This is a genomic window from Glutamicibacter sp. (assembly GCF_035257265.1).
In the GTDB taxonomy this organism is placed as follows: Bacteria; Actinomycetota; Actinomycetes; order Actinomycetales; family Micrococcaceae; genus Glutamicibacter.
Genome location: NZ_DATEXC010000050.1, coordinates 16778 through 30937, shown reverse-complemented (window position 1 = coordinate 30937; position 14160 = coordinate 16778). Strand labels below are relative to the sequence as shown.

At 57.6% G+C, this 14160-nt stretch carries 10 protein-coding genes; 8 read left to right on the top strand and 2 right to left on the bottom strand.

From position 1 onward, the window contains the following. The first annotated feature begins 794 nt into the window (after window positions 1-794). Both VJ369_RS13160 and VJ369_RS13155 read left to right on the top strand, forming a co-directional pair. The gene (locus tag VJ369_RS13160; RefSeq protein ID WP_324092523.1) at window positions 795-1907 is read left to right on the top strand and encodes a PrpF domain-containing protein; all 1113 of its coding nucleotides are present in this window, start codon (window positions 795-797) and stop codon (window positions 1905-1907) included. A gap of 11 nt (window positions 1908-1918) precedes the next feature. Next, the gene (locus tag VJ369_RS13155; protein ID WP_324092522.1) at window positions 1919-3367 is read left to right on the top strand and encodes an SLC13 family permease; all 1449 of its coding nucleotides are present in this window, start codon (window positions 1919-1921) and stop codon (window positions 3365-3367) included. A gap of 186 nt (window positions 3368-3553) precedes the next feature. On the opposite strand, the gene VJ369_RS13150 is transcribed toward VJ369_RS13155, so the two are convergent. After that, entirely contained in the window at window positions 3554-4771 is a 1218-nt protein-coding gene (locus tag VJ369_RS13150; protein WP_324092521.1) for an MFS transporter, read from the bottom strand. Between the two features lie 188 nt (window positions 4772-4959). Between VJ369_RS13150 and VJ369_RS13145 the strand changes: the two genes are divergently transcribed. Genes VJ369_RS13145 through VJ369_RS13125 form a run of 5 tightly spaced genes read left to right on the top strand, consistent with a single transcriptional unit; the run spans window position 4960 to window position 10629 of the window. Next, window positions 4960-5613, top strand: a complete 654-nt coding sequence (locus VJ369_RS13145; protein ID WP_324092520.1) for a TetR/AcrR family transcriptional regulator — start codon at window positions 4960-4962, stop codon at window positions 5611-5613. Between the two features lie 9 nt (window positions 5614-5622). After that, window positions 5623-7233 (top strand): carboxyl transferase domain-containing protein, encoded by a 1611-nt coding sequence (locus tag VJ369_RS13140; protein ID WP_324092519.1) that lies wholly within the window; start codon window positions 5623-5625, stop codon window positions 7231-7233. A 15-nt stretch (window positions 7234-7248) separates the two neighbouring features. Next, window positions 7249-9309: a biotin carboxylase N-terminal domain-containing protein gene (locus VJ369_RS13135; protein ID WP_324092518.1), complete on the top strand. Its 2061-nt coding sequence runs from the start codon at window positions 7249-7251 to the stop codon at window positions 9307-9309. Further along, window positions 9306-9830 (top strand): MaoC family dehydratase, encoded by a 525-nt coding sequence (locus tag VJ369_RS13130; protein ID WP_324092517.1) that lies wholly within the window; start codon window positions 9306-9308, stop codon window positions 9828-9830. Before VJ369_RS13135 ends, VJ369_RS13130 begins: the two co-directional genes overlap by 4 nt. Next, on the top strand, window positions 9823-10629 hold the full coding sequence (locus VJ369_RS13125; protein ID WP_324092516.1) for a CoA ester lyase: 807 nt from the start codon (window positions 9823-9825) through the stop codon (window positions 10627-10629). Before VJ369_RS13130 ends, VJ369_RS13125 begins: the two co-directional genes overlap by 8 nt. Before the next feature lie 30 nt (window positions 10630-10659). Here the strand turns inward: VJ369_RS13125 and VJ369_RS13120 are convergent, their stop codons facing one another. Then, complete coding sequence (locus tag VJ369_RS13120) at window positions 10660-11850, bottom strand: MFS transporter (RefSeq protein WP_324092515.1); 1191 nt, start codon at window positions 11848-11850, stop codon at window positions 10660-10662. A 245-nt stretch (window positions 11851-12095) separates the two neighbouring features. Between VJ369_RS13120 and VJ369_RS13115 the strand changes: the two genes are divergently transcribed. Further along, a complete protein-coding gene (locus VJ369_RS13115) occupies window positions 12096-14072 on the top strand; it encodes an ABC1 kinase family protein (RefSeq protein ID WP_324092514.1) in 1977 nt (658 codons plus the stop codon). The last annotated feature ends 88 nt before the right edge of the window (window positions 14073-14160 follow it).

Here is a 14160-nt window from a genome sequence, read left to right as displayed (position 1 = left end):
ATACAGCCCCCGCACTTTCGAGGCCTGCTCAATCCGAACGTGGAACAAAGCCAACCAAGGCTATCTGCGATGCTGGACAACCGACACCTAGTCTCCGGGGCCAACCGAACCAGCGTCATCGTTCCAACCCAAAACATGCTTGCGGGCGTTCAGGTCCTTAAATATTCTCGTACCGCCTAGGATCCACTGCCAGCAGGAGTACTCGATGCGTGCAGAACCGGCGGTGGCAATCTCGGAAAACGGTGCCTGTCGACAGGCGCATGGCGTTCAGAGAACAAATCTCGTTGACCCATTCGGTCCTCACACAATCGCTCAGTTTTCTTTATTTCAGAGCTCGCGAGCTCCTCTTCTTGGCCATGTAGCTGCCCCAAACAAGTCTCCTATCGACCTGATTTGTATGCTCTATCGAAAAATCGCTATGGCTTCAGCCACGGACTTCGACACGCGCAAGGCGGCGAGACAAGCCCACTGTCTCCCACTGTGACAAATTTTTTTCCGTCGAAACCCGGCGTAGGCATAAGCAGCACTTCAATGAATTGTGCTTTTGGTTCATTCTCTAAAACCTCTGGTCGCGAGACTCGATATTCACCTGCCACGCATTCGCCCAAACGCGCAATTGCAACGTCATGGACGCGGATTCTAGGCAAATTAAGTGAAACTACATACCCCCTCCACGAGCAGTACATGGTCTTCATTTGTGATCTGGATTATTGTTTTTTGGAAGCCGGATCATCAAAAATTCGGACCAAGTGACCGGGATTTTGCACGCGGCACAACGAGATCTAGGAATGAAGATGAACATACAAGCCGAATGGATGCGCGGAGGCACCAGCAAGTGCTGGGTCTTTGAATCCGATCACTTGGACTTGACTACAATAAGCCTAGACGAGCTGCTACCGCGGCTATTCGGCAGCCCGGATAAACGGCAGATTGACGGTGTCGGCGGGGCAACCTCGACAACCAGCAAAGCCGTGATCCTGCACCGATCCGCTGATCCGGATATCGATGTGGAGTTCACCTTCGCCCAGGTTGGCATCGAAGAGGCCACCGTGGACTGGGGCAGCAACTGCGGAAACTGCTCCGCGGTTGTCGGGCTTTACGCCATCGAGAATGGCTGGGTGGCTCCTCACGGAGACATCACCGAAATCACCACGCGCAACACGAACACCAATCAGATCATCATTCAGCGGGTAGACACCCCCGGGGGCGCATTGCCCATCGTTCCGCGGGCTCAGATGCCTGGCGTTGCATCTGCCGGTTTCAAGGTCGGACTTGGTTTCCGGGATCCAGCGGGAATGACCACCGGAAGCCTGCTGCCCACCGGCAACACCGCGGATTCGCTGACCGTGGACGGTAGAAGCTGGACCGTTTCCATGGTGGATGCGGGAGCACCTGTCGTTGTGATCCGTGCCGAAGACCTCGGTCTGGATGCCGGGCAGTTTGACTCCTGGACCAGCACTGTCGAAATGCAGCTGGGCACCTTGGAAAAGATCCGCCGCGAAGCAGCCGTGCGGATGGGCCTAGCGGCTACTACCGAGCAAGCTGCACGAGCCATTCCCAAGGTGGCCATTGCCGCCGCGGCGGATGGCCGGGAATGCGACGTGAACGTCATGATGCTCTCCATGGGCAAGCCCCACCCCGCCTTGGCGATCACCGGCAGCATCGCGCTGACCCTGGGCACTCGGACCCCGGGAACGGTGCTGCACAGCATCACCTCAGGGATCCACAGTTCCGTGCTGCGCCTGCGCACCCCTGCGGGAGTCATCGAAACCTGGAGCGAAGAACGCGACGGATCAATGACCATCGGCGTCGACCGCACCGCCCGCAGCATCGCCAGTTCTATCATCCACCTCCCCGAGACCCTCGGCAACGCCGCCGAAGACTCGCTTGCAAGTGCTAGTTACTGAGGAGACGAACCATGACAAAAACAGCCTCTGAGTCTCGTCCATCGACGGATAACGACGAGATCAGCTTTCATACCGTGAAGCCGCGGCGCAGCCGCCGCACCACGGTGATTATCATTGCCACGATCGCCTTCCTCGGTCTGCTGGCCGCCCTGGTCGGTCCTGGCCTCTTGAGTTCATCCACCAGTTCGGACCCGGCAACCACGATGACTCCGGAACAGATCATCCCGCTGGTAGTTCTGGTGCTGATGTTCATCGTCGCCACCAAGTGGCCGGTAAATATCGGCGTGATGGGTCTGGTGGCTGCCTTTGGCATCGGCTACTTCATGCTCGGCATGAGCGACAAGGAAATCCTCGCTGATTTCCCTGCAAGCATCGTGCTGACCATCATCGGCGTCACCTACTTCTTCAGCATGGCCCAGCACAACGGGACCATCGACATCATCGTGCGCAACTGCGTGCTGCTGGTGCGTGGCAAGACAATGCTGCTGCCGTGGGTGTTCTTCCTCGTCGCCGCTGCGCTGACCTCGCTGGGCACCTTCTCCCCCGCAGCGGTCGCGTTGCTGGCCCCGGCCGCCATCGGCTTCGCCTACGAGTCGCGGATCAACCCGCTGCTCATGGGCGCCTTCATCATCAACGGCGCTCATGCCGGCGGCTTTTCGCCGCTGTCCGTTTCCGGGGTTTTGGTGCACGATATTGCGCTGGAAAATGGGTTCCCCATCTCTCCTATCGCACTCTTTGTCGCCAGCTTCGTGATCAACTTGATTCTCTCGGTATTAACCGTTGCGGTGTTCGCCTTGCTCGGCAAGATACGCGAAGGTGACGGCGTGGCACACACCGACCTTGACGATACCCGCAGCACTCGCCCACGTGGCCAGCAAATCTACACGTTGCTGTTGATTGGAGCGATGCTCGTATGCGCGCTGGGCTTCGGATTGCCGATCGGCTTCGTCGCCCTGAGCGCCGGCCTGCTGCTGGCGCTGCTGAACATCAAGGATCAGCATAAATTTGTCGCCGGGATCTCTTGGTCAACGGTCCTGCTCGTAGCCGGCATGATCACCTATGTCTCACTGCTCACGCACGTTGGCGTCATCGACACCCTGGCTCACAAGGCCCTGGCTTTGGGCGCACCGATACTGATCGCCCTGGTGCTGTGCTACGTCATTGGCGTTGGTTCGGCTTTCGCCTCCTCCACCGCCCTGTTGGCCGCTTTCATCCCGCTCGCCGGACCGCTGCTATCTGTCAGTTCGCTCAGTGCCACCGGCACGGTCGCTGCCATCGCCATCGCGGCAACCGTCGTGGATGTCTCGCCCTTCTCCACCGCTGGCGCCCTGGTTGTTGCCAACGTGAAGGAAATTCACCGTCAGCGCATCTACCGCCAGCTGATGATGTACGCAGGCGCCGTAGTGCTGGTCGCACCCGCACTGGCTTGGGCCTTGCTGGTGCCAACCGGTTTCATGTAAACATGTAACGAATTCTCATCCAAGTGAAGGCAGGATCCCGCACACGGGACCCTGCCTTCACTTGTTCTGCTAAGCCGCGGATTTCTGAGGCAATACAGTTGACCGCGAGCCAATCGCGGTGCACTCTGCTCGCAGAACGACAGCTAGACAGGGCCTTCGCCGGGGGCTGGGAACTGTGGATTAGGACTACATCGGCTGGCGCAGCTCTTTCGTCCGCAGCACTGGTGAACATACCAAAACGATCACCCCGACCAGTGGCACCAAAAGCAGCCCGGTACGCAGCCCCCAGTTCTCCGCGATGAGACCAACCAAGGGCGGCGATCCAAGGAAACCTAGACGCATCAACCACGACACCACGCTCAGCCCGGTTCCGGGCTGCAGCCCCGGCAGCCTGTCTGCGTGCTCCATGGGGGCGGGCACCAAGGTCGCCACGCCAAATCCAGCAGCAGCAAAGCCGAGAATGCCTCCTGGTACCGAGGGAAAAGCCAGCGCAAGGCCCATGCCGAGCACTACACATAGCGCGCCAATTTGCGCAACGAGCCGCTGGCCCAGCCGGTTAACCATTCCATCGCCGAGGATGCGACCCACAAATTGTGCACCCACCAGAGAAATGTAACCGAGCGCGGCAAAAGCCGCCGGAGTTCCCAGTGAGTCGGCGAGATACAGTGCCGCCCACGAATTTCCAGCGTCCTCAACCATGACTCCGGCCGTTGAAATCAGCACCAAAGCCGTCATGATCCACACTGTGTGATTTTGCCGCTGGGTCACGGGAGCAGAGCTGCCAGGCGCATTGTCCGGCACGGCGACTTCTTCGGCGCCGCTCATTGCAGACACCTCCGTCAGGCAAAACCTCAGCGCAATCAGCGCCACCGCGGCAAAGACGAGGAATGAAATTCCAAAGTGCACACTCAACGAGATTTTCAGTGCCATGGCTCCGGCCGCCATGAGACCGCCTAAGACGGCACCCACGGACCAGAAGGCGTGAAATGAGTTCAGAATCGAACGGCCATAACGCCGTTGGACTAGCAGTCCATGCGAATTCTGTGCCACATCGGTAATGGCATCCATGGCTCCGCCGAGTAGGAATGCTCCGGCGAGCAGGGACAAGCTGGGTGCGTTTCCTGCCCCGAGCAATGCCAACCCGGTAATCATTGTTCCCACGACCGCCACGAGCGCAGAGCCGAAACGTCGAATGAGCCTGCCTGCGGCAAGCCCGGCAATCAGTGCGCCGATAGGCCATGCGGTGACCAAGAAGCCGTAGCTTGCCTCCCCCAGCTCAAATTCGCTTTTCAGCTCGGGAAGTCGCGGCGCCATATTGGCGAAAAGTGCCCCGTTGGTGAGAAAGAGCGCGGCCACTGCCGCGCGTGCTCGGCGGTTAATAGGCGAAACCTGTTCGACGCTCAACAAACACCCCAGATCCGCAGAATTATATGGAAGGACTCCTAATTGACTCTCCCGTGGGAGTCTACCGAAGAAAACAGTTAATCTCGGCTCATTGAAGCCCAAGCATTGACACAGATCACATTTACGACTGTAATGAAAATCAATCAATCGATTGATAGACGCAAGTTTTGAGGAAGTGGCACTGACCGATGGACATTGATCAGGTGCAGCGCGCTGCAGTCGCACGCTTTGCCCAACAAGGCTTCGCAGCCACCGGAATCCGTGAACTTGGAACCGCAGCTGGCATCAATTCGGCAACCCTCTACCACTACGTTGGCAGCAAACACGATCTCTTGGTCCGCATCATCAGCGATTGCCTCAAAGCCATGATCAACGGCGGACGTGAGGCACTGAGCACCGCCCAAACGCCAACACTTCAGCTCGCCCAGCTCATCGCCTTCCACGTCGCTTTCACCGCGACTAACCCACAGACCGCACGGGTAGCCGAATACGAAATGCGGGCTCTGACCCCGGTGGCCCGCGACGAAATGCAACAACTACGCGACGAGTATGAAGCCCTCTTCACCACCGTACTGAGCGAAGGTGAGAAGACCGGCGAATTTAACACCGCTGATCTCACCATGGCCAGGCTCGCGGTCATGGAAATGGGTACCGGCGTAGCCCATTGGTACCGCCCCCACGGCCGGCTTTCTCTGGATCAAGTGCAACTAAATTTTGTTGCCATGGCCTATAGAATTCTGGCCGTCCCCGAAACGTTCAAACCTTCGAACACCCCGCTGCCGAGCGCACAAAAGCTGCCTAGCGAGCCCACCGCGCAACCTGCCACGCAGACCGTCAACTAAGGAGCACCAGTGAAGACCCTGCCCTCACAGCTCGATACTTCCTCGGAAAAATACCAGCAAAACGCGAAGCAATACACCGCGCTGACTGAAGAACTGCATCAGCGGCTAGAGACCGCCGCGCGTGGTGGATCCGAAAAGTCGCGTCAACGGCATCTGGACCGCGGCAAGCTTCTGCCGCGCGACCGCGTGAATCAGCTGCTCGATGAGGGCTCGCCTTTCCTGGAAATCGCCCCGCTTGCGGCAGAGGGCATGTATGGCGGGGCCAGCCCCGGCGCTGGGGTAATCGCCGGAATTGGCATGGTTCACGGACGCCACGTTCTGGTCATTGCCAATGATGCGACGGTCAAGGGCGGAACCTACTTCCCGATGACTGTCAAAAAGCATTTGCGCGCGCAAGAAATTGCACTAGAAAATTCTCTGCCCTGCGTTTACCTCGTCGACTCGGGCGGAGCATTTTTGCCAATGCAGGATGAGGTCTTCCCAGACCGCGACCACTTCGGGCGAATCTTCTTCAACCAAGCGAACCTATCAGCTAAAAAGATCCCTCAGCTCGCCGCAGTCTTGGGCTCCTGCACCGCCGGCGGCGCTTACGTTCCGGCAATGAGCGATGAAACGGTTATCGTCCGCAATCAAGGAACTATCTTCTTAGGCGGCCCACCGCTGGTGAAAGCAGCTATCGGTGAAATAGTCACTGCGGAGGAACTCGGTGGCGGAGATCTGCACGCCAAAACCTCCGGAGTGGTGGATCACCTAGCCGAAAACGATGAACACGCGCTGATGATCATCCGTGACATCATTTCAACCCTCCCTGATAACCCCACCCCGGCCTGGCACATCGCCCAACAAGTTGCCGAACCGCTCTACCCAGCCAGTGAACTTCCAGGCATTGTGCCGGTAGACGTCAATGCGCCCTACGATGTCCGGGAAGTCATCACACGGTTAGTTGACGGCAGTGAATTCCACGAATTCAAGGCTGACTACGGAACCACGCTGGTGACCGGTTTCGCACATATCCACGGGCACCAGGTAGGCGTCATCGCCAATAACGGCGTGCTGTTCTCCGAGTCAGCGATGAAAGGCGCGCACTTCATCGAGCTATGCGACCAGCGTGGCATCCCGCTGCTCTTCCTGCAGAACCTCGCCGGTTTCATGGTGGGCCGTGACTACGAAGCAGACGGCATCGCCAAGCACGGTGCGAAGATGGTCACCGCGGTAGCCACCGCACGCGTCCCTAAGCTAACCGTGGTCATCGGTGGTTCCTTCGGTGCCGGTAACTATTCGATGTGCGGACGCGCTTACAGCCCGCGCTTCTTATGGATGTGGCCAGGTGCTCGCATCTCCGTCATGGGTGGCAACCAGGCTTCTTCGGTGCTTTCTACGGTGAAACGCGACGGCATCGAAGCCTCGGGCGGCACTTGGAGCGCGGAAGAAGAGGAATCTTTCAAAGCCCCCATCCGAGAACAATACGAAAATCAAGGAAACCCCTATTACTCCACCGCAAGACTTTGGGACGACGGCGTCATCGACCCAGCCGATACCCGCCGTGTACTAGGACTTGCTCTTGAAGTATGCGCCCGCCAGCCATTACCGGAGACTTCCTTCGGTCTATTCCGGATGTAATGCGAGGAGACAACCATGAACACTGAACTTTTTGACACGGTGCTCGTCGCCAACCGCGGCGAAATCGCCGTGCGCATCATCCGTAGTCTACGAACCCTGGGCATCTGCTCGGTCGCCGTGTATTCGGACGCTGATGCCGGGGCACTGCACGTAAGCGAAGCGGATACAGCAGTACGAATTGGACCCGGTCCAGCCAATCAAAGCTACCTGAACATCGACGCGATACTCAAAGCATGCAAGGACACCGGAGCCCAAGCGGTCCACCCCGGATATGGTTTCCTCTCCGAAAACGTGGACTTTGCCCGAGCCTTGGAAGAGGCCGGGGTCAAATTCATTGGCCCTTCGGTGAAATCGATTAATCTCATGGGCGATAAGATCCGTTCCAAGAACCACGTTGTCGCTCACCAGGTGCCCGTGGTGCCCGGCATTGCCGAGCCTGGGCTGAGCGATGAACAGCTGTTGGCCGCGGCCGGACAAGTCGGTTTTCCGTTGCTCATCAAGCCCTCGGCAGGAGGCGGCGGCAAGGGAATGTTCGCCGTAGAAACACCGGAGCAGCTTCCCGAAGCCTTAGCTAGTGCCCGGCGTACCGCACGTAGTGCCTTTGGAGATGACACCTTGTTCTTAGAACGTCTGGTGCGCAACCCACGGCATATAGAGGTGCAGGTGCTAGCTGATCAGTTCGGTCACACCGTACATCTGGGCGAACGCGAATGCTCCTTGCAGCGGCGCCACCAGAAGGTCATCGAGGAAGCTCCAGCACCATTGCTGGAAAATCTCGAACATGGGGCGCAGATCCGCGAACGCATCGGAGCGGCTGCTGTCGCCGCGGCGGCCTCGGTAGATTACGTCGGGGCCGGAACCGTGGAGTTCTTGGTTAGTGATGAGAACCCTGAAGAATTTTTCTTCATGGAAATGAACACCCGGCTCCAGGTCGAGCACCCGGTTACCGAACAGGTAGTCCGTGTGGATGGCCAGAAGTTAGATCTAGTGGATTGGCAGGTTCGCATTGCTGCCGGCCAACCCTTGGACTTTGAACAGCACCAGGTCTCTTTGCAGGGCCATGCAATCGAAGCACGTCTTTACGCCGAAGACCCTTCGGCTGGGTTCCTCCCCGCAATCGGCACGGTGCTCCAGGTCATCGAGCCAACCGGTGAGCATGTGCGAGTGGATAGTTCACTGCGCGATGGCTTGGAAGTCAGCGCCCATTACGATCCAATGCTCGCCAAGCTCATTGCCTGGGATGAAGACCGCAGTGCTGCGCTTGGCCGTTTGGACCGTGCCCTGTCGCAAACCGTGGTGCTAGGCGTGCTGACTAACGCCGAATATCTGCGCCTGCTACTGGCGGACGTTGACGTGGCCGCGGGGCGTTTAGACACAAATCTCATCGAGCGGAAAATGCAGGAGTTCACCTTCCGCACGCCAAGCGCGCGGGAACTGGCCCTAGCCGCTCACCTCGAAGGCCGGCGCAGACCAACATCCGGTTCCCCGTGGGGCCAAGGTGATAGATGGCGTCTAGGTTCTGCGTTAGCCACGCAACAGTACTTTGAGGTGAACGGTGAACAGCTGCAACTTTCCGTGCAGCACACCGCAGGACAGAGCACCGTAAATATATCCGGAGAAGAATATGTTGTGCAGTCGTTGGGCGACAATGGGTTGTCAATCAATGGCGTACGAGTCTCCTCCCACCATGCATTCGCCGCTGACGGCACACTATGGCTCAGCGAAGAAGGCTGGAGCGGCTCGGTTCGTCGACTTACCCGACAGGAAATCCTCGAAGCAAAATTAGTCACCCTGGCTAAAGAGTCCGGAACTTTCTCACCTCACGTTGAATCCCCCATGCCCGGCACCGTGATCTCGGTGCAGGTCAGAGACGGCGAGCAGGTCAGTGCCGGTCAGCTGCTCCTGAGTATCGAAGCGATGAAGATGGAACATCAGCTGCTTTCACCGGCCGATGGCACCGTACGCATGAGTGGCCTGACCGTCGGGGATCTGGTGAAAGCCAAGCAGGTGGTCGCTACCGTGGAACCAGCAGAGCTTGAACGCGAAACAACCATAAATCAGGAGCAGAACGCATGAGTGACCAAGGCCCAGAACTCATTGAACAACGCGGACTTTATCTGGACGAGCTGAAGGTAGACGCCATCTATGTTCATAAGCCCGGACGTACTCTGACTGAGGCGGACAATGTTCAGTTCACCACGATGACCATGAACAATCAGGGACTGCATTTGGATGCGGCTTGGACTGCTACCCAACCGTTCGGAAAGCCACTGGTCAATTCCTTACTGACCTTGAGCACCATGATTGGACAGTCCGTGCCGCAGCTTACCGAAGGCACTATCATCGGACAGCTGGGTCTCAATGATGTCAATTTTCCGCACCCAATGTTCCATGGCGATACGCTCTATACGCAAACCGAAATCACACAGGTGCGTGAGTCGAAGTCACGGCCCGGACAAGGCATCGTCTCGATGAAACATACCGGACGCAACCAGAATGGGGTGGTCGTGGCTACCGCCACCCGAACCTGCCTCATGTGGAGCAAGGCTGCGCACCTGGCCTCGTTGGAAACTAGCGACGGTGGCACTCATGGCTAATTTCCCCTTTGGCCCTGCGATCCTCTTTTGTCCGGCGGACCGTCCCGAACGCTACGGAAAAGCTGCTGAGAGATCCGATGCCGTCATTATCGATTTGGAAGACGCGGTGGCTGCTGAGAACAAGGAGCTGGCCCGAACCGCATTGTTATCCAGCACTTTGGATCCCGAACGCACCATCGTACGGGTCAATCCGGTGGACTCCGAGTTTTTTGTTTCCGACATGGTGGCCTTGCAGCAAACAAAGTACCGCACGGTGATGCTCCCTAAATGTGAGTCCGCCGCGGATCCGGCACAGCTTTCCGGTTATCAAGTGCTCGCCCTTTGCGAAACTGCCAAAGGGATCACCAACATTGCCGAGATTGCTGCGGCAGCAAACGTCATCGCGCTGATGTGGGGTGCCGAAGATCTGATCGCATCGCTCGGCGGAACCTCGTCGCGCACTTTCCAAGGAAAGTACCGTGAGGTGGCAAGCTTCGCAAGATCCCAGACGCTGCTGCATTCGGTCGCGGCCGGCAAGGCAGCCATCGATTCGGTGTATCTTGATATTCCTGACACCACCGGGTTACTGGAAGAGGCCCGTGATGCGAAGGCCTCAGGTTTTAGCGCCAAGGCGTCAATTCACCCCACTCAGATGCCAGTCATCCGTGAAGCCTTCCTGCCTACCGAAAAGGAAATCGAGCGGGCCAAGCGGATTCTCGCTGCGGCAGAGAAAAACCCTGGCGTTTTCTCGTTCGAGGGCCAGATGGTGGATGAACCGTTGCTGCGGCAGGCCCGGGCTACGGTCCACGCACCCCGGTAGCGGACAGACCGGATGCCTCTGCCAAAGCGCTCAGACAGAATTTTTTCGAGGCATCCGGCCCGTGCGGTACAACCACATGATGAGCACTAGTGACAGGGCCACGACCACCGCTGACGTGAGGAACGCTTCACGCAGGGTCCACAGTGCTGCGATAGTTCCCAAAATCCACGCACCGAGCGCGGTACTGACGTCGAGTGCGAAAAAGTAGGTTGCGCTTGCCCGGCCCCGCGCTTCGGGGCGAGCGCTGAGCACCGATATTGAGTTCATTGACGGGCTCACCACTCCGGTACTGAATCCAAACAAAGCGCCTGCCAACAGCAGCAACCCGAGTTTGTCCGCAAAATAGATGCAGAGCATCGCACCGACGTTCAGCACGACTCCGCCCACCACGATGCCAGTCAGCGAGAGCACCTTGCGCATGGTTCCGATCAGAAGCCTGGAAACTGCCAGCATGAGCCCGCTCATCACGAAGAACAGGCCAATATTCTCCATCCCCTGGCTCAAGGCATAGGCCGCCAAGAAAGTATTCACGCTAGTAGTCCCAAACATAAAGCACAGCATCACGGTGGCCGGACGCCACGAGTCTTTTTCCACCAGATTTTTCAGGTGGAAACCCGATCGATTTCGTCCAGGAATCGTGGCAGCCTTCGCGCGGCGCCGCGCGTCAATAACTTGGGCTTCCTTAGCCAAAGCCATGCGCACCAGGAAGTTTAGAACGCAGCAACCCAACGCCACCGCAAAGGCCACTTCATATCCGGCGTGGATTCGCAGCGTCAGAGCTAGCCACGGCGCGAAGATTGTCACCACCGTCTGTTCAAGACTGAGAATGCCGAGTCCCTCGGCAAGCTTCTTTTCCGGAATGATGTCGGTGGCCAAGGTTGAGACCGCAGTACCGTTCAGGCTGAATCCAGCACCTTGCACCGCGCGTAAAGCAAGGAAGAGCCATACCGGCAACGAAAGCAGATAGAGACCGGTGGCAGCGGTAAATAGCGCCACGCCCAGCAGCATAATGACCCAGCGGCCGCGCGAGTCGACCAGCCAGCCAGAAACGGGTCTGGTCAGTGCAGCAGTCGCAAAATAGAGTGTGGAGGTCAGCCCCACTTGAACCGGAGAAAGCCCTAAATCGAAGGCATAAAGAGGTACAAGGGTCACCAGCATCATCGTTGCAATGCGCAGGCTAGCGTTGGATAGCATCAACGCGAAAAATACCCTTGTGTACAAGTTCTCTCCTTCTTTACTGCAGTACCCTCAGAAACCCTACCTTGACGACCGTAATTTTGATTCCCTAATTTTTATATCTCGGAATGCCTGATCAACCGCAGCTAGGAACCTCTGATTGGTTTGATACCGCTAGAAATATAGTCCGTGCCCGGTACAGATCTCCTTTCACCGCAAACTGACGCTCCGGATCAATTAGAGTTTGGACAAGAAGGGTAGTTAGCAAAAAGCCTCAGGAGTTAGTGCGCATGGAATTTGCCGAGATCGCAGGCCGGGTCCTGCTTGCTTCGCTCGTCGCTGTCATTTTTATCGTGGTGCTGGCAATGTTTGTCCGCAGACTGCTTGGCGTCGCGGTGGGTTTAGGTCGAATCATCGTCGCTGGTGTGCTTGGCCTCGGAGCTGAAGTAGCTTTCGAGTCCCGCTTCATCTGGCAGGATCCCAATGCTTCGTGGCAGCTGATTCCGGTCCAAATTGGTATCGTCTTGCTCGTTGCTTCGCTTTTCCTCATGATTGCGGAGCTGGTGATCCCCACCGGAACGATTGTGCGTCCCGATAAATGGGTTACTTCAACCAAAAATCGCTTAGCCCGTACCCGACGCTATAGCGAAGTGACTCGAATAGCCTTGTCGCATGGGCTCCTTCCCGCACGCCGGCCAAACCGTGCAGACACTGCGCAGGCTGCCGACGAGCGGACCGCCGCCGGCCGGTCCTTGCGGATGGCTCTGCAAGAATCCGGGGTGACCTTCGTAAAATTCGGGCAGGTCCTCTCGACCCGCCCAGAGCTACTTCCCACCGAATACATAGACGAGCTCTCTAAGCTGCAACAAAACGTGGCTCCCGAACCGTGGGAAAACATCCGCGAGGTCATTACCGCAGAGCTCGGGATGGAACTTGAAGAAGCCTTCGCGCATTTTGATCCGGAGCCTCTGGCCGCTGCGTCAATTGGCCAAGTGCACACCGCACGTCTGCATGGTGGCGAGGTAGTTGCGGTTAAGGTTCAGCGTCCCGGAGTCCAGCCCCTGGTCGAACGTGATTTAGACATCGCGTTGCGGATGGCGCAGACACTGGAGCACTCCACCGAATGGGGCAGGTCTTTGGGTCTTTACAAGGTTGCCCAGGGGTTTGCCGATTCATTGCGTGACGAGTTGGATTATGAACTCGAAGCAATGAATATCCTGGCCTTGCGCACCACTGCCCTGCAATACCCGCAAACCGAACGAGTTGGCATTCCAGAGCATTACCCGCGCTGGAGCAGCAAAAGGGTTCTGGTCATGGAAATGGTGGCCGGGCATACACTCAGCGAGCCAGGAATCTTGGAACGCTACTCAGATACCGTACGCAAGGCGCAAGCCAGCGCATTATTCAGGTCGCTCATGCACCAGATCATGGATGATGGGGTGTTCCACGCAGACCTGCATCCAGGAAATATCGTGCTGCGGCCAGACGGCAGTGCCACCCTCCTGGATTTTGGCTCCGTAGGGCGTCTTGATGCCGAGCTACGCGAGCTGATCTCCGAAGTGCTCTTGGCTTTTTACCGCGGCGATTCCCGCGCCATCGCAGATGCCTTACTCGGCATGGTTCCGATCCCGGAAGATTTTGACGAGTTGTCGCTACGACGCGAGTTGAGCCATTTCATGTCTCGGCATATGGGTCCTGGAGCCGAGCTGAAGGCCGAAGTTTTCACGTTGATGGTCGGCTTATTGGCTAAGCATCGGCTGGCAGTTCCTGCGGAACTCACCTTGGCTTTCCGCGCAGTCGCGGTGCTGGAGGGCACCCTGCGATTGCTGGCACCTGGCTTCGATCTACTCACTGAGGCGAAAGAGTACGGAGAAACTCGGCTGCGTTCGAGCCTGCGCCCGTCATCAATCACCGAAGCATTGAACAACGAGGTGCTCACCTTGCTGCCAATGCTGCGCCGGCTGCCGCGAAGAATCGATACACTCACCTCAGATCTGGAGTCTGGCCGGCTCAGTATCAATATGCGACTCTTGGCGCACCCGCAGGACCGAACGTTACTCGTGTCCCTGGTCCACGAAGCGATCCTCACATTCCTTGCCGGGGTGACCGGCATTATGGCCACAATCCTGCTGGTCAACGGCGGCGGCCCGATGGTGACCACATCGATGAGCTTGTTTCAGCTCTTTGGGTACACTCTGGTGGCGGTGGCCTCGGTATTTATCCTGCGCGTGGTCTTCGATTTGTTCCGGCGAAGAAAAGGCGACTAGCTCGCAGACTGTCTAAGCACTAGTTAAACTCGTGGCCGCCTGTTCAGGCGGCCACGACGGTTAACTGAAACTCTTTTTACCGAGCAAC

Coding starts and splice junctions, on each gene's coding strand:
- VJ369_RS13160 (WP_324092523.1), top strand. CDS start 795: ATGAACATACAAGCCGAATGGATGCGCGGAGGCACCAGCAAGTGCTGG.
- VJ369_RS13155 (WP_324092522.1), top strand. CDS start 1,919: ATGACAAAAACAGCCTCTGAGTCTCGTCCATCGACGGATAACGACGAG.
- VJ369_RS13145 (WP_324092520.1), top strand. CDS start 4,960: ATGGACATTGATCAGGTGCAGCGCGCTGCAGTCGCACGCTTTGCCCAA.
- VJ369_RS13135 (WP_324092518.1), top strand. CDS start 7,249: ATGAACACTGAACTTTTTGACACGGTGCTCGTCGCCAACCGCGGCGAA.
- VJ369_RS13130 (WP_324092517.1), top strand. CDS start 9,306: ATGAGTGACCAAGGCCCAGAACTCATTGAACAACGCGGACTTTATCTG.
- VJ369_RS13125 (WP_324092516.1), top strand. CDS start 9,823: ATGGCTAATTTCCCCTTTGGCCCTGCGATCCTCTTTTGTCCGGCGGAC.
- VJ369_RS13115 (WP_324092514.1), top strand. CDS start 12,096: ATGGAATTTGCCGAGATCGCAGGCCGGGTCCTGCTTGCTTCGCTCGTC.